This is a genomic window from Alkalihalobacillus sp. CinArs1 (genome assembly GCF_947387515.1).
In the GTDB taxonomy this organism is placed as follows: Bacteria; Bacillota; Bacilli; order Bacillales; family Guptibacillaceae; genus Guptibacillus.
This window is the reverse complement of the sequence record NZ_CANDOB010000004.1, coordinates 163,549-183,963: the sequence shown is the minus strand read 5'-3', so window position 1 is coordinate 183,963 and position 20,415 is coordinate 163,549. Positions and strand designations below refer to the sequence as shown.

Sequence of the window (20,415 nt, the reverse complement as noted above, 5' to 3'; positions counted from 1 at the left end):
TCTTGTTCCTCCTTCTTAAAATGCGTCATACGCAATATCTGACGCCACTACAAGATCTGTTCCGGTTGAATTCTTAATATCATCTAACGTATAACCTTTTGCTATTTCCTTTAACACGAGCCCCTCTTCAGTTACATCGATTACAGCTCGTTCAGTGATAATTCGATCGACGACACCTTTGCCTGTTAAAGGCAGTGAACATGATTCAACGATTTTCGGTGCGCCATCTCTGTTCACGTGTTCCATAATGACCGCGATTTTCTTTGCACCATGTACAAGATCCATCGCGCCGCCCATACCTTTAATCATTTTGCCTGGAATCATCCAGTTCGCTAAATCACCAGTCTTGGAAACTTCCATTCCTCCTAGAATCGCTAAATCGATGTGACCGCCGCGAATCATTCCGAACGATTCAGCACTGTCAAAAAACGAAGCACCTGTTATCGCTGTAACCGTTTCTTTACCAGCATTGATCAAGTCAGGATCGACTTCTCCTTCTTTAGGATAAGCGCCGATACCGAGCAGCCCATTCTCTGATTGAAGAACAACCTCTTTATTATCTGAAATGTGATTGGCAACTAGCGTAGGCATGCCGATACCGAGATTGACGTAGAAACCGCTTTCAATTTCTTGTTCAGCTCTTCTAGCGATACGTTCTCTTACATTCGTCTTTGTTGTACTCATTTCATCACCCCTTGCTCTTCACGTACAGTGCGACGCTCTATACGTTTTTCTTGCTCTGCCTCTAACAATGCTTGAACATAAATACCTGGCGTATGGATTTGATCCGGATCAAGTTCGCCTGTCGGTACGATTTGTTCTACTTCTGCAAACGTAACCTTTCCTGCAGCTGCGATCATAGGGTTAAAGTTCCTTGCTGTTTTGTTGAACACAAGGTTCCCCATCTCATCCGCTATACTCGCTCGTACAAGGCTGTAATCCGCATGCAGAGCATGTTCAAGGACATATTCCTTATCATCGAATATCCTTGTTTCTTTCCCTCTTGCTACTTCAGTTCCTACTCCAGCTGGTGTATAAAACGCTGGGATCCCTGCACCTCCAGCTCGAATCCGTTCAGCTAGCGTCCCCTGTGGAATCAGCTCTACCTCAAGCTCCCCAGAGAGAACTTGACGTTCGAACTCCTTGTTTTCTCCTACATAGGAACCGATCATTTTCTTAATCTGCTTTTTCTTTAACAAGAGACCAAGTCCCCACTCATCTACACCACAATTATTTGAGATTACCGTAAGATCTTTAACACCAGATTCCACTAAACCAAGAATCATCTGTTCTGGTATCCCTACGAGACCAAACCCTCCTACCATAATCTTGGAACCGTCTTTAATATCCTTTATTGCTTCATAGCCACTGCCATACTGTTTCTTCATGACTCCAACTCCTTTCCCATTCACATAAACCGTTGCAAGTATCGTGCCAACTTTCATTTTTCGAAAAATACTGACAGCTCTTACTTTAAAGCATTCGATCCAATCATACGTTTCCGCTTTTTCGGAATTTCAGAGCATACGCATTGAGAAAAATGCATCAACCCTCATCTATAACTGTCAAAATAGAAAAATTCCGCAAAAACGGAATTATTTCCGGTTTTGCGGAATCACTTAAAGGTCGTATTTTTTTATCTTGTCATATAAGCTCGTTTTCCCTATTCCTAGAATTTTTGCTGCTTCGATTTTATTATCGGAACATTTCACAAGCGTCTTTCGAATCGCTTCCCTCTCTGCTTCTTCTAGTACATCCTTTAATTTTCGACCAGCTGACACGATCGTTTTTTCTTCTGTTAAATAATCTGGTAGAGCATCCACATCGAGCGTTTCATTTCTTGTTAAGTGAACAGCTGCTTCAAGAGCATTCTCGAGTTCCCGAGCGTTACCGGGCCAGTTATGTTGAAGAAGAAACCTCATCGCTTCTTCCTCTATCCCAAGTACTCGCTTCCCAGTTTTTATCGAGATCTTCTTTACGAACAATTCTGCAAGAGGCGTTACATCCTTAAGTCGATCTCGTAAAGGAGGAATAAATAGCTGGATAACATTGATTCGATAAAACAGATCTTCTCGAAATCTGCGTTCTTCTACCATCGCTTCGAGCGGCCTATTCGTCGCTGCGATTATTCTTACATCTACTTTCTTTGAGCGGAGACTACCGACCCGCTCCACTTCACGATCTTGAAGAACCCTCAATAATTTCACCTGCATATTTACGGGCATATCACCGATCTCATCTAGAAAGATCGTTCCGTTATTCGCAAGTTCAAACTTGCCTGGCTTCCCGCCTTTTTTCGCTCCAGTAAAAGCCCCTTCCTCATATCCAAAAAGCTCTGATTCAAGAAGCTGATCTGGAATCGCTCCGCAGTTCACTTTAACAAAAGGGCGATTGCTTCGTTCGCTTAGCTGGTGGATACTGTGAGCGAAGAGTTCTTTACCAGTTCCACTTTCCCCGCGTATGAGCACAGACACGTTTCCACTCGCAATTTGCTTAACTTTGTCCTTTAAGCTTTGTATGGAGTCAGAAACGCCTGCGATATCTGAAAGAGAATAGCTTGCACCATTTTCTTTCGCTGTACCACTTCGATAATATTCAAGCTCTGAAAGCAGTCCCTTCACATGCGTGTTCATCTGTTTCCATTGCTCTGTATCACGAAAGATCACTGTTCCCACAGCTCCGATGAGTTCATCATGATGATAGATCGGGACTCTATTGGCAATCATGTAGTTTCCACGGATGTATTGGAGATCAGCAAGTTCGAGCTCGCCTGTTCTTGCTACGATATGCATACGGGTATTCTCGATAACATCAGTAACATGCTTTCCAATGACTTCTTCACTCTTCACTTCTAAAAATTCGCAGTACGTTTTATTCATATAATCGATTAAGCCATCCGTATTTACCACAACGATCCATTCGTAAGCGTTATCAATAATCTTCTCTAAGATGTTGCACTTGATCGTAAGCTCACCAGGGTTCAATTTAGCCACTCCTCTTTCCTATCATTCTCTTATTGTACCATCACTCTTCCTCTTAAAATCAATAAGACTCTTGTGACTAGCACAAGAGTCTTACCTTTACTTACGTCTATTTTTAGCATCGAGCAATCTGGACATCCGATCACTGTTTGACGATTCTTGTTTTTTAATAGGCAGCTCTTGCCTTTTCTTCTCATTCTTTCTAACGACTTCCTCTGGTGGATCAACTTTAGAAAAAGTTTTCTTCGTAGAGCTAGTTTTTGACGCTGTTTTTAACCGTTCAAATTTGCTCGGGCTTACTTGTGTTTGAGGGCGTTCCTTTTTCAATTGCTTGTTCTTCAAGTTGACTTTTATGAGACCAAAACGACGAATGGCAACATCTGCAATGAATAATAGAAGTGCGAGTAACAGCAGATAATTCCAAATAGGCTGTCGATCGTAGCCAACAGGTGTATTTCGTTCAAACACATTATCATTATCAGAAAGCACGCGTCCATTTCCTGCCTCAGCAATCGCTTCAAGCTTCTTTTGGTCGAGATTCACTGGACGGTACTCCTCCTTGTATGGGAGGGCGAATCCTGTTTGATAAGCGTCGGTTACTTCGCCATTTTCTTGCTGTTGAATCTGAGCAAAGTAAACACCTGTTTCTCCTTTAAAGGTTAATTCATATTCTCCAGGTGCAGTAATGTTAAATTGTGATGGTACTTCATTACCTCCTGAATCTACTATTTTTCCACTTACTTCTCCTCTAACATCATCATAAGATGTAATTGAAACAGTTGCCTGATCCCCTTGTTTAGCAGTCTTCAATTCAAAAGCACTACCTTCATACTGTGGAAGGGTGGATGTCACCATATTGTTCCAGAAAGCGGACCACTGCTTCCAAGATGGCCAATTACCAGACCATTCACCGCTAAGATCACTCGTCCAGGCAATCGTCTTACCAAGACCGTATTGCCACCTTGCAAGGACTGGATCTTCCTTCTCACTCTGAAGAAGAACAGATGCCCTCCCTTTTGGTGTCGTAGCAATGTAGGCATTCATTCTTGGTACCCCACCTTCAAGGAAAGACTGCAATTCATTTCCCGTCAAAACCGGGAAGAAAGGGTTGTCTTCAATATACGTCCTTGTCGTTAACGCTGTTTCTCTTGCTAATATACTAGGAATCGTCGATGGATCTTCAACGTCATAAAAACGTCCTTCTCCGTAGCCAGCGATTTCTTCGAGAAGCGCTTTATCCGCATCAGTTCCGATCGCAACAGTCGAAAGTGAAATATCGCTATTTTCCGAGGCGTTTATCATCGTTTCATAATCAGGCCGGTTGCTTGCCTGTCCATCAGTAAGTAAGATGATGTGCTTTCGTTTTAATTCGAGAGGAGACAATGTTTCATAAGCAAGTGAGAGTGACGTAAAGATTTCGGTCCCTCCACCGGAGGTAAGGCTCGATACTTTTTCGATCACACTCTTCTTATCCTCGATCGGCTTCGTTTCAATGATTTCCCACGGACGATCGTCGAAAGCGATAAACCCAAACGTATCCCTCTCTCTTAGCAATTCCACAGAACGAGCAGCTGCTTCTTTTGCAAGATCGAGCTTGTACCCTGACATACTTCCTGAACGATCCAGTACCATGACCATGCCGAGCGATGGAATTTCTTTTTTACCCTTCACATCCATATCAACAGGAAGAATTTTTTCAATCGGCGTTTGAAAATACCCACCTAACCCGAAACTATTCTTCCCACCTGTCATGATGAATCCTGTCCCAAAGTCTCTTACAGCCGACTCGATCATCGTCATCTGTGCTTCACTTACCTGCGTTCCGGACACATTCGCAAAGATGATAGATTGGTATTCCGCTAGACCGGTGAGAGTAGTCGGAAGAAATTCAGGCGTAATTTGCTTTACAGATAGATCAGTAGAAGCTAACGCTGCTACCGCATTATCTCCTTCGCCTTCTTCGCCTTCGACCACTAAGATTTTAGGCGTGCCTTTCACGACTGAAATTCCGTATGCTTCATTATTTTCAGGAATCGTGTCATCTGGTGCAGTCACTTCAGCTTTGTACTCCTTGAAACCCGCTTCTGAAATCTCATCGTTAAACGTAAACCGATTGATGCCAGCTTCGAGCTCAACTTCCTTATCTATGATTTGTTCGTTTCCTCCATAAATTCTTACGTTGCCTAGCATCTTTTCGTTACTTTCAACATTAAGCTCAAGAGTTGCCGTCTCTCCTGTATACACCTTATCTGGAACACGAAATGACGTAATCGCAGCATCTTTTCGTGATTCAGGCTCAAACGCTTTTACGTCTACAGTGATGCCTTGCCTCGCTAATTCTTCTGCACGTGCTACTGCATCATGCACCGTTTCGTTTCCATCCGTTAACAGAACGACCCTCGATCGATGGTTCGTGTTTAGTAGACTTCCACCAACACTAAGACCACTTGCGAGATCAGTAGCACTGCCATCGGTTTCAGCAAGAAATTCAATCTTCTGCTTCTCATAACGGCTTAAATTCCGTTCAACATTCACATCTGATCCAATGGTTACGACACCAAACTCATCATCAGATCGACTGTTTTCAAGTGAACTCTGAATATAGCCCATCATCTCTTCACTTTGGTTCTTTTGACTATCAGACCTGTCCGCGACAAAAATGGTTGAAACCTCTGTAACAGGCGTTACGATTTGCATGCCAGCGAGCGCAAAGATCAAGCAAACAAATTGTAGTGATCTAACGGAAAGTAAAACCCATTCTTCAGTAGTAGATCGCATTTGTTTCCAATAAAGAAATAACGATAGTCCGACGAGAAAGAAGGTGAACAGCCATAGAGGTTGATCAAAATGCATGCCCACGTCGATACACCTCCCATTCGATCAATAAAATGAGAAGTCCTAAACCAGCGAGCACATACCACCATTCAATCTTACCCGACTCTGTAACTGCTGTCGTTTCTTCTCCTAATGCGAAAGACTCGCTACTGATTGGTGACCGTTCATTCGAAGGCAGAGTTACAATGAAGCGCTTCTCTTGAAAGCCATCTGTTCGTTCTTCAACGATGGTATACAAGTCAGGTTGATAAGGAGCGGCTTGGCTCCACTCGTCCGTACTTAAATCTCCCAAGTGACTTCCTTTACTATCTTCTAATACAGCACCTTTCGTTGTTGATGAATACGGTAAATCGATTGTTTGACCAGGGGAATAAGAACCAAGGAAATGTTGATCTTCACTCACATATTGAATCGCGTTTTGTATAAAGATTGGAAAACTCGGATGCAATGGCCAATCAGAATCTTCGATATCGAATGAAGCAAACATCATCGGTCTTCCCTCAAGCTTTCCGCTGAGTAACACAGGAGTATCACCGCTAGTTACGATTGGTTCGAGTGGAATTGAAGTCGGATATGCAGCGTTCAGGTAAACATCTTCCATACTCACATATTCCAATACAGCCTGGTCTTTACTCATGAGCGTCTTTTCAAGTTCAATTTTCTCTTTCACTTCATAGCCATTGAAATCCTGAATCATAGGAGAAAAGAGTAAGATCCCTCCTGTTTCCGGCCAATCTTCACGTGCTACACCGTTCAACACGTAAATAGCATCCTCACGCTCAGGATATGAAAAAGAATCGCCTTCAATAGATAACGTGACCGGATCATACCCGAGCAGCGTGATGGCTCGTTTTATAAAAGGAGAGACATCACCAGCTAGATAGACTTGAGGCGTAGCCTCTACCTCTGAAAAGGTATAGAGGGTATTGTCGACCTTGTAATCATCTTCGTTCTTAATCTGTGCTTTAAAATAGGTACCCTCCGGTAATCCATCGAACTGAAACGTGAATGACTCTCCTGAATTCACCTTTTCATTTTTTGCTTCGATCAATGCTTCATCTTCAGAATAAACCGATACGCTGACAGTTGACGCTTCAGGCATTTCATTCTTCACTGTAGCCGTTGCTTGATTGTTCTTCACCCCAAAGGTTCGTAATGATAGATTTTTCACTTCTCCACCAATGTTATTTACCACAACCTGGTGTTGAACTTCGCTAACCTCATTCTTTTTCACGTCATCTGAGAATACGTATACACTCCCCTGTTGATTCGCTATGTACGATAAAGCAAGGCTAATCGCTTCTTGTATATTTTCTTCTTCATAAGTCACCGAGAGCTCTTCGACGATCTTTTTCATTTTTCGTTTGTCCGTTTCTTTTGCAAATATCATTGTAGGTACTGCCCCTGAAGTGACCATCGTTAAGCTCTGATCATCTCCAAGGGTGTCTATTAAATCGAGTACTTCTTTCTTTGCTTGATCAAACTTCGTCTCCCCATCACCTGCAGACATTGTAGCTGACGTATCGAGTACGACTGCCCCGGTTTCACCTGATAGGCGATCTGTCGTAACGAAAGGCCTCGCGAGTGCAAAAACGATGAGTATGATAAACAAGAGCTGCAAATAAAACAATAGGTTTTGCTGAAGCTTTTTCCACCATTTAGAGGCCTGCCACTCTTCAATCACTTGATTCCACAGAAAAGTAGATGGCACTCGTGTTTTATCAAATTGCTTTCGAAATAAGTAAAATACAATGATTACAGCTAATAAGCTTAATAGCCATAAAAAAGAGGGTACCAATAACCCCATGTCATCACCTCACAAAATCCAGCCTTTCCTACGGAAATCACGAAACACTACGTTGTCGATCGTCTCAGAAGTTGAACATGTCACAAAACTGATCCCACGCTCTGAACAAAACTGAGCGAGATCATGCTGATGAGACTCGAATCTTTTTTGATAGGAGCGAAGGACATTCTTACTCATCGAGACGTTTGTTTCTGTAGAACTTTCACTATCGATCAGTTTCAAGTCCCCTTTATAACTAGGGTTTACTTCTTCCTCTGACAGCACTTGCACCAATCGCACCTGTTGTTTTTGTGCTTGAAGTCGCTTCAGAGTAAATTGAATCTCATCTAATGGCTCCATGAGATCGCTGATCACGATGGAAATCCCAGTCTTTTTCGGAAGTTTACGAACAACGTCTTTCATAAAAGACTGCGTTGCTCTTTCCTCAATGTGATTAAGAGACGTAACATAGTTTAGAAGTTTCGTGCTATACGCTCGTCCCTTACGAAATGGAAAAGAGGGTATCTTGTCACCGACCGGATGAAGACATACTCGGTCATCTCCGCATAAACCCATATATCCGAATGCTACCGCGAGAGCTTGAGCATACTCCCTTTTTCCTTTGTCCAACATAACGGAAGAGGTAGAATCTAAATAAATGGAAATCAACAGCTCTTGTTCATCCATAAACCTCTTAATATAGTGACGCTTTGTTCGGGCATAAGCATTCCAATCGATTTGTCGCAGGTCGTCCCCTGGTGAATAAAGGCGATAATCGGAAAATTCGAGAGACGTTCCTAGCTTCGTAGATTTTCTTTCCCCTCGATGAGTACCTTTTGCGACAATTGCAGTTTGAATTCTATGTTTAGGTAATCGTTGAAGGAACTGTGGAGATAATAGCGTCATCTTTCTTCTAATCCCTTAATTACTTCCATAAGAAGATCATCCGTCACAACGCCTGATGCTTCACCCTCAAAATTCAGGAAGACTCGATGCCTAAGGACCGGTATAGCGACTTGTTTTATATCACCGATCGACACATTAGCCCTCCCCGCTAAAAGCGCCCTTGTTTTTGCAACCTTGATGATTCCTTGAAGGCCACGTGGTCCTGAACCGTATCGTACATATTGTTGAACAGCCTCAGGTGCTCCTTCTTGATCTGGATGTGTATTCAAAACGAGTGAGACTGCAAAATCCATGATGCTATCAGTCACGAGAACGTCGTTCGTTAGGTTTTGAACATCTACTATAAACTGACCGTCTACAACCTTTTCGAGTTTTACATCATTCCCACCCGTTGTTCGCACCGCAATCTCTTTCAATTCATTTCGCGAAGGATACTCTACGTCGATCTTAATTAAGAACCGATCCATCTGTGCTTCTGGTAGTGGGTACGTTCCTTCAAGTTCGATTGGGTTTTGTGTAGCTAAGACAAAAAATGGACGCGGAAGTTTTTTCATTTCTCCCATTACGGTTACTGTTTTTTCCTGCATCGCTTCTAGTAATGAGCTCTGAGTCTTCGGTGTGGCACGGTTAATTTCATCAGCTAACACGATATTTGAGAAGATGGGCCCTTTATGAAACGAGAAAGATTGTCCTCCCTTTTCATCAGGTTGAATCATCATCGTACCCGTAATATCCCCGGGCATTAAGTCAGGCGTATACTGAATCCTAGAAAAATCCAAATCCATAATATCTGAAAGCGTTCTTACGAGCATCGTCTTTCCTAATCCTGGCAAGCCTTCAAGCAACGCATGCCCTCCAGAAAAGATCGTCCAAAGAACCTGCTCGATCGTCTTTTCTTGCCCTACAATAAACTTGCCAAGCTCTGTTCGAATCTCTTCTACTTTCTCTCTAGTGTATGATAATTTATTTTCCTGTTCTTTCAATTCGACCACTGTTATTCTCCTTCCGGGTTCATCTCACTGTAATATTGTTTCACGAGAGATTCTAAATGTGTTGGGAGCTGCATCCGATCTACGCTTTGCCGGTATCCTTCTTCATAATCACCGTACACTTCTTGGTAAGACCTGACTGAACCAGGAAGGACCGGCGCTTCTTTGGCTTCTTCCATCTCACTGCTACCTTCTCCAAGTTCACCGCTATCTTGTTCGATCGTTCCTTCTCCACCAATTCGATCAGGAACGGTCAATAGCCCTCGATCACCTTGACCTGTTCCACCTGATGAACCGCCTGTTCCAGAGCTCGAACCGCTTCCAGTTCCATTTCCGTTTCCAGTTCCATTTCCAGTTCCTCTTCCTTTGCCTCCACTGCCCGACGTGCCTGCTCCATCGGCCGATTCAGAATTCCCACTGGCAGACCCCGTGCTTTTGCCGCTAGAATTTCCTTGGCTACTAGATTGTGAGCTAGAGTTGGCAAAAGAAAGCGATTGTACGCCTCCCATACCCGAAGCTTGCATCGATGAATTTAGAGACTTCGCCCCGCTTTGCAAGCTGTTTTGTAATGCCTGAATATCCCCCAACTGGTTGGCACTCGCAACAGCTTCACTCAATGATTTTTCAAGGCTTTCTAATAACTCACGTATCTCTTCATCAGACAACTCGCCGGAATTGGATGAACCGTTCATCTGTTCTTCTAACGTCTTCAGCGTGTTTTTTTGCTCCTGTGAAAGCTCTTCTTGTTTTAACGCATCCATCGCTTCCTTTAATTGATCTTGATCAAGGTTTTTTAGAGCCTCTGACATGCCTTTTAGCCCCTCACTCTTTTCGGAAAGGGTCATGAGCTGCTTTTTCGCTCTTTCAGCTTCTTTTTTCAATTCGTTTAACTCTTTTTCTTTTGTTAACAGAGTTTGCAACAGTTCCTCAGCTGAATTCGCTTCTTCAAGTTGTTTTGATAACTCTTTTTGCTCTTCCTGTAGTCGAGAATCTTTTTCCTTTGCTAGATCCTCCAACTCTTTTTTTGTTTTCTCTACCAATTCATTCTCTTTCTCGATGAGGAACCCTTGCTCCATCGTGTTGTTAGGAAAAAGAACCAAGGCAGCAATCAAAAGACCTGTACCTACCAAAGAGCTGATTCGCTTTTTGCTTGTTAAAAGTTTCATATTATGAACTTCTGTCATCGTACGACGCATTCTCTGAACAGTGTCGTTACGCTGAATACGGATCATCTCATTCGAATCATCTTGCAAAAACGTCAGAGCGGTCTCAACGCGATCTTCACCAACGAACCGGTCAAAAAACTTTGCAGCATCCGTTAAACGAGGCTTCTTCACCAACGCTATAATCAATGTAGCTAAGAAAACGAGTCCAGCACTTATTGCTGAAATATAAAGTAGATACGGAATTGCGATGATCCGACCAGCTACAAGGATAAGAATGGCTATTCCAAAAGCTACTAATAATCCGTTGATCGCTCTCATCGTTACATACTGAACCTGTAGCTTTCGCTTAAGGACTGTTAGATAGGAGAGAAACGACTCTTTTTCTGTCATGCTTTTCTCCTCTTGTTTACCCTCATATTCGGCCGCAACTTCGAAATGCTGATCCATAATGACAAGGTGATCAAGAAGACACACGTGAATAAGTAACTGATCCAAAGAGGAATCGAAATGCCACTTTGTTTCATCAATTCTTTTTGCATACTAGGTTCAAAGACTGTCATGAGCACAGCAGCAGGGTTCCCCATCAACATAAGGTATGGAATAGGATTTTGTGTTTGGGTCGGACCACCCATCGAAATGAACTGAATCGATAGAACCGCAACAAAAGCCGTAAATGCCGTTAAAAATAATGCGACGCCGTATGTCGTGATCATCGAAACGATCGTTTTTCGAATCAAAGTAGAAAACATCACGCCCAAACTACCGATCGTCAGAATTGTAATCATGTAAAGTCCAAAGGTAGCAAGAATGGTCCTAGGGGCTACCCCTCCAAATAGAAACGTGATGCTGTAGAGCGGGAGAGATGCCACGATGATCAAAAGTAGAAAAGATAAAGAAGACAACAGCTTTCCTACAATGATGCTTCCTGAAGATTGTTTTGTCGTAAGAAGCATATTTAGCGTTTGTCGCTCACGTTCCCCACTGATCACACCGGCTGTTAATCCAGGTGTCATAAACAAAATTAATCCTAGCTGCACCATCGACAGCACCATGAACATAACGCGACTTTCTTCCGGACGGAAATACCCCATCCTCGCGTTCATCGTCGTTAAAAAGATGAACCCGATTCCAATGCTGCCTAGAACGATTAAATAAATGAGTATCCCTAGATAGCTCTTAAAAGACCTGAGCCTCAATTTAAATTCTTTATTCAGGACTGGATTTAAAAGTAACGCCTTCACCTTATTCCACTCCTTTCGTAATTTCCATAAAGATATCCTCAAGATCCGTTTTTTCCTCAGTAAAGCTAAGGATCGGTAGGCTTTGTTGTAATGCCTCTTTCAGTAATCGGATTTGATCTTCGTCCGTTCCATTAAATCCAAACTGAAGTTCCATATCAGCTGTTTTTCGAACATCAACTGCAAGCGGCTGATCTTCGAAGAACTGTATAGCACGTTCAAACTCATTCTGAACAGTTACGATTAACACTTTGTTTGCTTTTAACTGCTGTTGAATCGCAGCGACTGAACCTGTTGCGACGAGCTGTCCATTTTCAATGACGCCAAGCGCATCACACATTTCAGAAAGCTCTGGGAGGATATGTGAAGAAATCAAAATCGTTTTTCCCATGGCTTTTAGTTCTTTTAAAATATCGCGCATTTCTACTCGTGCACGTGGGTCAAGACCTGAAGCAGGCTCGTCTAGAATTAATATTTCAGGATCATGGATAAGGCAACGAGCAAGACAGAGACGCTGCTTCATCCCTCTAGAAAGCGAATCAACGTACGTGTCTTTCTTCGAAGATAAGTTCACCAGTTCCAGTAGCTGAGGGATCAAAACTTCCCGCTCTTTCGGAGCGATACCGTAACTCGCACCATAAAAGTCGAGATACTCACCTGCTTTTAAAGAATCATATACACCGAAGAAGTCAGGCATATACCCGATGTATTCTCTAATCTTCGACGGGTTTTGCGTCACGTCGATCCCATCGATATATGCTGTCCCACTCGTCGGCGCAAGAAGTGTAGCTAGGATTGAAAATGTGGTAGACTTCCCTGCACCGTTCGGACCAACCACTCCGAATACGGTTCCTTTTTCTATAGTTAAATTCATTTGGTCGAGCGCTGTGAACGTTCCATAGCGCTTCGTAAGATTAACGATCTCAATCACTAGTAAACTCCCCCTTCACCGTTATACGAGGAACAAAGAATTGACCCTTCATACCGCTCGGTCTCTCTACTTGAAGAACGATTGCATTATCTATAACATAATCCTTCACATTGTTCGTTATCTTCTCGCTTTGTTGCTCTAGAACCTTGCCGTCTTCTTTATTCATCAAACGTATTTCAGAATTCCCGTTGAGTTGGTCAAATTTCACCCTCAACTCTTCAAACGTTACATCTTTATTGTTAATCGATTCAGGAAGCTGATAACGAAATTCAAATTTCCCCTGTCCTATATCGATCCAATTCTCACCGTTCACTAATGGTTCAGTGTAAAATTCAGCGTCTCCTTCAAGCGTTTCGATCTCAGGAACAGTGTCACCTAGATCGATGGAAAACTCTCCAGCGTCTGAAGTTTCAACTTCGACCGGCTTTACGATCATGTTTAAACTATTTCTCTTCGGTGATTTATCATTGATCTTCCCATTAAGGATCGAGTCATCTATATATCCGACTATCACTGGGGATGTATTTCTAGAATTGAGCAAGCCATTCGATAAATAGAATTCTAGAATCGAAAACTCTTTCCAGTTTTTGTTGCTCCCTTGTCCTCCATAAGCATTGTGCGCATTTGGAAACACATTTTGTGCAGCATAGGAAGATGGAGCAGTCATTAAGGTGTTATCGACGTCATCGACCGTAATCGCCGTTCTAGAGCTTGCTTTAACGTTTCCGAGCTCATACGTTTTTGTGCCACTGATGAGGTAGACATGGTTTAAATCGTACGTTAAGTTACTAGTGATCTCACCAGTCAACTGACCATCTTCCACTGCTAGATCAGCTTCGAGTTCACCTAGTTGGACTGATGGTACAGTAACTGTTGCAGATCGTGTCGACCAGTACTCTACATCCTGGAATGTGATCTTCTCTCCATCTGCCGTATTTTCTTTCATAGGAAACGTGCTGTAATCAATATCTTCATAGACGTGATCTGTTTTTGGTGAAAGAGATAAGGTTTCCCCCTCAAATGAAAGACTATAATCCCCGCTCCCATTTGTTAAAAGTGACGCACTTCCATAACCTGAAGCCATTCCGGATTCATTTAGCTCGAAAACCATCATTTCATTCACTTGTGTTCCTTGCAATCGATCTTTTGCTCCTACGAGATAGATACCAATGCTAGTAATCAAAGCGAGCGAAGGAATAATCCACCATCCCCACTCACGTCGATCTTTTTTCTTCAAAATAACGTAGAGAACAGGTACAACTACTATAAGATAGATCGCAAACACCATAACCAACATTGAAATCGGGACGACAGATCCTGGGAACATCTCTGAGTCATATGTAAGCTGCTGAAGCATGTCATCCGTTGAGTTGTACCCTCCCCTGCTAATATCTACAGTGTTTTGAATCAGTTTATCCCACCATTTGCTATTTCCTTCCCAGTCAACGAGGGCTTTTGAGGATGGGTTGTATGTAAGCTGAATGACCTGTCCCATACCGATAGAATCACTAACAACGAGTGGTGTGTTACCTTCCTTAAATTCTACCTTTGCTGAATCTTTCAATTCACCAGTCATCACTTCAAAGTTTGATAGAGACAGTGACTCCTCGGAATTAAGAACCTTGAATTCGTTTAACTGCTCTGATCCTGTTGGAGTAAGCGGTAACAGGTCACTCAACGACCCAATACGCTCCGTCACCCCAGAGGAACTCCCGATAACGAGGCTACCCCCTCGTTCAACCCATTCTGCTATCTTCTCCTGTTGATCATCTGAAAATACCGCTGCGTTATACTCATTAATAACAATGAGGTCAAATACCTCGAGTGCTTCTGCTGAATTATAAACGGAGTCCATTTGAATGACTTCTGGAGAACTTCCATTTATCGTCGTCACCTTAATCGCATTGAACGCATCTTGATCATCACTAAGCACACCGACTACAAGGCGATCGAACGGTAAAAAAGAAGGCGTTAAATCGAGATCTCCTGAAAGCTCCACTTGCTTTCCGTCCTCAAAGCCTCCCTCATAAAAATAAATATGCTGCGTTTTCTTTGTAGGGCTTGTCGAATGCTGGACGTGCTCCCCAAACCCTGAAACAGTGAGCTGGAAGGTTTTTTCCTCACCTTCCCCTAGTTCTACTGGAACAACCTGGTTGTGACCAGAGGAATAGCCTTTGCTTGAAGCAATGACCAAATCGCCCTTTACACTCTCCCCTTTGTTCTTAAGGGTGAGCTCGACAGGAAAGCCTTTTCCAATCTGTGCTTTTCCGTCGATGCCTATGTTTGTTTCTACCTCTATCCCACCTGCTGCATCGGCATAATGAGGTACCGAGATCGCAACTATGAAAAATAGAATAATTGCTAATTGTTTATGTATGTTCCTCACTTTTTCTTCCCCCTTTTTCATCGTCTCTCCACTAATTGAACGATTGATTATGCAAAAAAGTTCCATCTTCTGATAAAGAAAATGGAACAATATCCCTTACCGAACAGAAATCGATAACCTTATCATATCTCTGCATACGATTCCGTTCTCAATTATTTCTTCTTCATAGCGTTCAAAATAGCCATGTTGAATGTCTATGATCCTAAATCCACACTTTTGGTATAGAGCTAGCTGACCTATACTAGAGTTTCCTGTCCCAATTTCAACAGTCTCCACTCCCATTTGTTTTGCTTTAGCTAACGCATCCTTTAACAATCTCTTACCTATCCCTTTTCCTCGATATGATTCTTCTACTGCTATATTCATGATTTCTACGGAAGATCCTTTATGTAACAAAACATAAGTTCCGATGATCTTCTCACTAATTCTCGCGGTGTAACAAACCCCATGCGTGAGATATTCTTTCACCTTCTCGATTGATGGATCTGCATCGAGGAGAAGATCAAACGGATAGTCTTCCAACTCTCTATCTATTTTCATGATCAACCTCCTTTACTTGTTAACTTAAACGTTGTATTGTTCTCTTCAAGCTGTTCAACATAGGGAAAGTGACTGATCTTCAAGTTTATTTCGCTAGCATTTTCAAAATACGTTCTTTCGATCAATATATTTTGAACTTCTTTTTCAGGGGTCGGATTTAGTGAGCTACCGATAGGCTCTAAGATGTTTCCATCTTGGTCGGATATTTCAATAAGCGGGCCTTGCCTATATTGATAGACCTCAGACTCAGAATCACCTGAGATGTTATATTTTAAATTTTGCATACCTTCCGTCACGTAATTAAACCAAGTATTGAATTGTTTGTCCTCAACACCTTCTAACCCAACCAATATCCCCATCAATTCTTCATGTGGACCACCGTATGTATCATTAGTAGACAATCCTTCGAAAAAGATGTTCACGCCATTCTTAGATCCAATCTTTTTCTCGATAGATTGCGATTCTCCTTTATCCATTCTCAACCCTTGAGTGATTATTTCTTTCGGAATTGTAAACGTCATGGGCGTGCCTTCATCCATGAATTCAAGCGCAGTCACTTCAATGTCTAGTTCATTCGGGAATTCTGTAAACCCTCTCATGTTCACTTCATACTGCCCTTTTCCTAAACTCCCGACACTCACTTGGTCTTCAAAAACTTCTCCATTCGGTTTCTTAACTCGTAACGTCATACCTTGTAATGGCCGCTCGGTATCCATGTTGAATAAGAGCTTTGTATTATGAATAAATAAAGTGAGCGCTTCCCATTCGATCGTTCTTCCATCGTTCAAATTTGTTCTCTGATTAAGCTCCATCCTTTCGAGCTCATCATTTGCATTTGTAGGCAGTGAGAGACCGATCTTCATTGACTCCATTGCCTTCTTATCTTCAAATGAACCGTGAATCATGTTTGGCTGACCGATAACAATTTGATCAATTTCTTCATGTCCAGTTATGTTTTGAAGCTTTTCAAAGTTCTCTTCAGAACCTGTCATTCGTATGTTTATGCCTCTATACAATCGATAGTTATGTACATACCCTTTGGACAGCCAATTCGTCTCGAGTGTTGTGAGTTCAAAATTATAACGTTTCCCATCTGCCATTAGACCGACCTCTTCAAACATCAAATATGGCACGTCCAATTGCTTTTGATCCTCTCTGCGTAAATCGATACTATAAATAAGCTGTAGCTCACCTTGGTGTAACCATGCTTTTTCAACCTTCAAGGTGCGCTGAACCTCAATTAATAGTTTCTCATAATCTACATCTTCAAATAGTTGGTAGTTTGCAGCTAGCTCTGATCCAGTTAATTGCCTCGTCAATTCAGCCATCAACATTTGTTCAGAGTCAACTTGCTCGAAATCATCACTAATCGCAAAAGTAGGCTCTTCACCATGGTTCCAATTCATATAGAGGAGAAAGCCAGTAAAAATTGCTAAGACAATCAAAAGCTTGGGTGTATTCTTCTTAAGAATAATCTTCACTCCTTTTTACAGTTATTCCAGATTTATCATACTATTCTTTCTATTGGCAGCAAAGGGCTACAAAAAAACCGTGTTCACGACACGGTTAAGATGGTTTATATTTAGATGAAATTCCGATGCTGATCACGAGTGCTACGATTAAACTGATAAGATCTATTGGATTATACAACAGACCGAACGTTATGCTTCCTGTTATCTGCTGACCCTTGCTCCAGATCGGCAGCCATTCTGGTTGGAACGCTTTGTTCACAATAAAGCCGATGACCAAATTACATATAAAATAAAAACAAAATAAACTAATTGTGAAAATCACATATTTCTTCAAGTATCCCTACTCCTTCTAACACGTCTTCTCCAATATTGTAACCTGTCTTAATCTTTTTTCTCAACTTACCAGCAGTGACACATTCCAATTAATATCCATACCGTATAACTATGTAGAAGAAAAAAAGGAGGGGTGAAATGTACTTCCATTACAGACCACCGTATATACCACCAAACAGATATGTACCTTCAGAATATCTTCGACCGATGCCACCTGTTCAAGTAACTCGCTTTCAAGCTTCTGCAGGTACGTGTCTTCACCTTATGGAAGAAGGTAGAAAGCTATTGAACAAAGTGCATGACGACCATCATTTTGCGCACGAGCTTAAAGATGCAGCTCAAAGTAACGACCACACCTATGTTCACTCCCTTATTAGAAGTACTGGTGTTCAGTCTGCTTTGAAAACCACCTATACACCAGATGCGATTCGAATCGATCTTCATACCGGGGACGAAAGTGATTGCAGCGAACTCTCGATCAAGCTTTGCTGGTAATGAAAAAGAGAGCCTGACTAGAGGCTCTCTCATCATGAATTATTTCACGATTAATACCTGACATGGTGATTGCTGGGTTACTTTCTGACTAACGCTTCCTAACATCCATTTTTTCACACCACTCAAACCTCTGCTGCCAATCACGATTAACTCTGCTTCCGTCATAACAGCTAGATCTACTATCTCCTTAGCAGGATCACCTGCTCTTACTTCTGTGTGTACGTTTATACCCATATGCCTTAAAGTTTCTTTCACTTCCCTCAGCATGGCTTCTCCCTGACTTCGTTCAATGTTCATGCCTTCAGTATTTTCGTTCACAGGAGAAGGAACGCCAGCATGGCCCTCATTTCCAATGCTACCAGTTCCATAAGGAATTCTCGTTGCAGCCTGAGTCGAAAACTTATTCGAGTCTTTCATCACATGTACAAGCGTGAGGGAGGCTTGGTTGAGCTCTGCAAGCTTTACTGCTTGATGCAATGCTTTTTCACTATCTTCAGAACGATCATAGGCAACCAGAATTCTTGAATACATACTATTCACTCTCCTTATGGATTGAAGTAGTAATGATATACCCGGTTCCTCTAGAAAATAACGCTGTGGTTGAAAGCGTATTCTTAACGATATATTTGTTACATGATCATAACGTAGAAGTAATCAAATTCTTTCAAATCTTCTCAAAGCGAATTTAGAAACTGAGGTTCTTGTAGTATAATGAACTCTACTATTTGTACGTTTTTTGGAGGGAGAGACTGTGGAAGATAAGCAACACGAACAAGAACTGTTAACGCTTAAAGCGATCGCTGAAACGCTAAACCGTTCGACTGATTTAGAGAAGATGCTCCAGGCTGTGTTAGAAGAATTGCTGAGTGTAACCGGACTAACATCTGGATGGATATTTCTCACACACGATCGATCGAGCTTTACGTGTACTGCAGACTCACATTTACCTCAAGCCTTGTCACAGAACAACAAGCAGTTGATGTGTTCTGGATCATGCTGGTGCTTGAACCGTTATTGGGATGGCAGGCTTAAAGAAGCTGTAAACATCATTGAATGCAAGCGTCTAGAAGATGCCACGAAGTTAAAACTCGGTAATACTGAGGGACTGACGCATCATGCTACCGTACCTCTTGCTGCAGCAGGTGAAACGTTCGGGTTACTTAACGTCGGGTCTCCTGGAAAAGAACAGTTTTCAGATGAAGAATTAACGTTATTAGAATCTGTTGCATTTCAAATTGGTACCGCTATTAAACGGACGCTACTGTTTGAAAGTGAACAAAAGCGTGGCGAGAATTTCTCTAAACTCGAAACGATTACGAGAGAACTTTGGAAACAAGAACGAATCGATCATATCATCGACATCGTAATAAATCGTACAGGCAAATGCTATGGATGGCCATTTGTTGGCTTTTTTGTAAAAGAGGGAAACGATTTTCTGTTATCTAAACATCATATAGATGGGGAAAAATCACTTTCGAAAGAATGTTACGCTAAAGAAGAACTTCCTATGATCGATCAAGCTTTTGATGAACAGCAAACTGTGGAGACAACTAGTGAGTTTTCACTATATCCAGAGGCAGCTTCAACGCTCTCATTACCAGTTTCAGTAAAAGATGAGCATATCGGCGTTCTTTTAGTAGCAAATGAAAAAGACAACGCTTTTGAAAGTAGTGAAAAGGATGTTACGAAAGCAATCGCAGATCATATGGCTCTAGCGATTGAACATGTAAAACTAAATTACAAGAAACAAGAGCTGCTTCTCGCTGAAGAAAGGAACAGGTTAGCGAGGGATCTTCATGATTCTGTTAGTCAGAAGCTCTTCTCCTTGTCGATGACGGCTAGAGGAGCGCGCAGCTCACAAAAAGAAGAAAACCCTGTTCTAACAGATGCGCTATCAGATATTCAGCAGATGGCTCAGGACGCGATGCGTGAAATGAGAACCCTGATCTGGCAGCTAAGACCTGCTGGAATGGAGGCCGGTCTTATGACTTCATTAAATTCCTATGCGACAGGTCTTAACTTAGAGCCTCACTCTGAGACAGAAGGCATTAAAGAGTTACCGAGGTTTATTGAAGAGGCTTTGTGGAGGGTCGGTCAAGAAGCGTTAAACAATGTACACAATCACGCAAACGTGAAAGATGTTCGAATTAGTTTGGAGATACAGGAAAAGCAAGTAGCGCTTACGATTCAAGATTCAGGAAAAGGATTTGACCCAACCACACATTCGTCACTCACGTTAGGGATTCAGGGAATGAAAGAACGAACGGAGCTGCTAGGCGGTTCCTTAGAAATCAATAGTATTCCAACTCAAGGCACTACGGTTAAAGCCGTTCTGCCGCTAATGAAGTAGAAAGGGA

17 protein-coding genes are annotated in these 20,415 nt (G+C 42.1%); 2 read left to right on the top strand and 15 right to left on the bottom strand.

Features of this window, described 5'->3' with window-relative positions; genetic code table 11:
- Positions 1-15: 15 nt before the first annotated feature.
- The 14 genes from PFZ69_RS18435 to PFZ69_RS18370 form a co-directional block, all read right to left on the bottom strand.
- Entirely contained in the window at positions 16-684 is a 669-nt protein-coding gene (locus PFZ69_RS18435) for a CoA transferase subunit B (RefSeq protein WP_270182569.1), read from the bottom strand.
- Positions 681-1,388 carry a CoA transferase subunit A gene (locus PFZ69_RS18430; protein WP_270182568.1) on the bottom strand — a complete coding sequence of 236 codons (708 nt, stop codon included), beginning with the start codon at positions 1,386-1,388 and terminating at the stop codon, positions 681-683. The genes PFZ69_RS18435 and PFZ69_RS18430 overlap by 4 nt, the downstream gene beginning before the upstream one ends.
- 231 nt (positions 1,389-1,619) lie before the next feature.
- Positions 1,620-2,984, bottom strand: a complete 1,365-nt coding sequence (locus tag PFZ69_RS18425; protein WP_442865220.1) for a sigma-54 interaction domain-containing protein — start codon at positions 2,982-2,984, stop codon at positions 1,620-1,622.
- A gap of 96 nt (positions 2,985-3,080) precedes the next feature.
- On the bottom strand, positions 3,081-5,834 hold the full coding sequence (locus PFZ69_RS18420; protein WP_270182608.1) for a VWA domain-containing protein: 2,754 nt from the start codon (positions 5,832-5,834) through the stop codon (positions 3,081-3,083).
- The gene (locus tag PFZ69_RS18415) at positions 5,824-7,623 is read right to left on the bottom strand and encodes a vWA domain-containing protein (protein WP_270182566.1); all 1,800 of its coding nucleotides are present in this window, start codon (positions 7,621-7,623) and stop codon (positions 5,824-5,826) included. The genes PFZ69_RS18420 and PFZ69_RS18415 overlap by 11 nt, the downstream gene beginning before the upstream one ends.
- Positions 7,624-7,632: 9 nt before the next feature.
- Positions 7,633-8,508, bottom strand: coding sequence for a DUF58 domain-containing protein (locus PFZ69_RS18410; RefSeq protein WP_270182565.1), 876 nt, complete (start codon positions 8,506-8,508; stop codon positions 7,633-7,635).
- Positions 8,505-9,500: an AAA family ATPase gene (locus tag PFZ69_RS18405; protein WP_270182564.1), complete on the bottom strand. Its 996-nt coding sequence runs from the start codon at positions 9,498-9,500 to the stop codon at positions 8,505-8,507. The genes PFZ69_RS18410 and PFZ69_RS18405 overlap by 4 nt, the downstream gene beginning before the upstream one ends.
- A 2-nt stretch (positions 9,501-9,502) precedes the next feature.
- A complete protein-coding gene (locus PFZ69_RS18400; protein ID WP_270182563.1) occupies positions 9,503-11,053 on the bottom strand; it encodes a hypothetical protein in 1,551 nt (516 codons plus the stop codon).
- Complete coding sequence (locus PFZ69_RS18395; protein WP_270182562.1) at positions 11,050-11,904, bottom strand: ABC transporter permease; 855 nt, start codon at positions 11,902-11,904, stop codon at positions 11,050-11,052. The genes PFZ69_RS18400 and PFZ69_RS18395 overlap by 4 nt, the downstream gene beginning before the upstream one ends.
- A 1-nt stretch (position 11,905) precedes the next feature.
- Positions 11,906-12,832, bottom strand: a complete 927-nt coding sequence (locus PFZ69_RS18390; protein ID WP_270182561.1) for an ABC transporter ATP-binding protein — start codon at positions 12,830-12,832, stop codon at positions 11,906-11,908.
- A complete protein-coding gene (locus tag PFZ69_RS18385; protein WP_270182560.1) occupies positions 12,825-15,218 on the bottom strand; it encodes a DUF7408 domain-containing protein in 2,394 nt (797 codons plus the stop codon). Before PFZ69_RS18385 ends, PFZ69_RS18390 begins: the two co-directional genes overlap by 8 nt.
- A 96-nt stretch (positions 15,219-15,314) precedes the next feature.
- The gene (locus PFZ69_RS18380; RefSeq protein WP_270182559.1) at positions 15,315-15,758 is read right to left on the bottom strand and encodes a GNAT family N-acetyltransferase; all 444 of its coding nucleotides are present in this window, start codon (positions 15,756-15,758) and stop codon (positions 15,315-15,317) included.
- 2 nt (positions 15,759-15,760) lie between these two features.
- Positions 15,761-17,239 carry a hypothetical protein gene (locus PFZ69_RS18375; protein WP_270182558.1) on the bottom strand — a complete coding sequence of 493 codons (1,479 nt, stop codon included), beginning with the start codon at positions 17,237-17,239 and terminating at the stop codon, positions 15,761-15,763.
- Between the two features lie 85 nt (positions 17,240-17,324).
- On the bottom strand, positions 17,325-17,564 hold the full coding sequence (locus PFZ69_RS18370) for a hypothetical protein (RefSeq protein ID WP_270182557.1): 240 nt from the start codon (positions 17,562-17,564) through the stop codon (positions 17,325-17,327).
- A gap of 137 nt (positions 17,565-17,701) precedes the next feature.
- Here PFZ69_RS18370 and PFZ69_RS18365 point away from each other — a divergent pair, with 137 nt between their 5' ends.
- Positions 17,702-18,058, top strand: coding sequence for a hypothetical protein (locus tag PFZ69_RS18365; RefSeq protein WP_270182556.1), 357 nt, complete (start codon positions 17,702-17,704; stop codon positions 18,056-18,058).
- Positions 18,059-18,097: 39 nt separating this feature from the next.
- Here the strand turns inward: PFZ69_RS18365 and PFZ69_RS18360 are convergent, their stop codons facing one another.
- Positions 18,098-18,589: a universal stress protein gene (locus PFZ69_RS18360; RefSeq protein WP_270182555.1), complete on the bottom strand. Its 492-nt coding sequence runs from the start codon at positions 18,587-18,589 to the stop codon at positions 18,098-18,100.
- A 220-nt stretch (positions 18,590-18,809) separates the two neighbouring features.
- Between PFZ69_RS18360 and PFZ69_RS18355 the strand changes: the two genes are divergently transcribed.
- Positions 18,810-20,408 carry a GAF domain-containing sensor histidine kinase gene (locus PFZ69_RS18355; RefSeq protein ID WP_270182554.1) on the top strand — a complete coding sequence of 533 codons (1,599 nt, stop codon included), beginning with the start codon at positions 18,810-18,812 and terminating at the stop codon, positions 20,406-20,408.
- Positions 20,409-20,415 lie beyond the last annotated feature (7 nt).

Bases quoted from the DNA above. Each gene is read 5' to 3' on its own strand.
- PFZ69_RS18410 (WP_270182565.1), bottom strand. From the start codon at position 8,508: ATGACGCTATTATCTCCACAGTTCCTTCAACGATTACCTAAACATAGA.
- PFZ69_RS18415 (WP_270182566.1), bottom strand. From the start codon at position 7,623: ATGGGGTTATTGGTACCCTCTTTTTTATGGCTATTAAGCTTATTAGCT.
- PFZ69_RS18380 (WP_270182559.1), bottom strand. From the start codon at position 15,758: ATGAAAATAGATAGAGAGTTGGAAGACTATCCGTTTGATCTTCTCCTC.
- PFZ69_RS18435 (WP_270182569.1), bottom strand. From the start codon at position 684: ATGAGTACAACAAAGACGAATGTAAGAGAACGTATCGCTAGAAGAGCT.
- PFZ69_RS18365 (WP_270182556.1), top strand. From the start codon at position 17,702: ATGTACTTCCATTACAGACCACCGTATATACCACCAAACAGATATGTA.
- PFZ69_RS18430 (WP_270182568.1), bottom strand. From the start codon at position 1,388: ATGAAGAAACAGTATGGCAGTGGCTATGAAGCAATAAAGGATATTAAA.
- PFZ69_RS18400 (WP_270182563.1), bottom strand. From the start codon at position 11,053: ATGACAGAAAAAGAGTCGTTTCTCTCCTATCTAACAGTCCTTAAGCGA.
- PFZ69_RS18360 (WP_270182555.1), bottom strand. From the start codon at position 18,589: ATGTATTCAAGAATTCTGGTTGCCTATGATCGTTCTGAAGATAGTGAA.
- PFZ69_RS18420 (WP_270182608.1), bottom strand. From the start codon at position 5,834: ATGCATTTTGATCAACCTCTATGGCTGTTCACCTTCTTTCTCGTCGGA.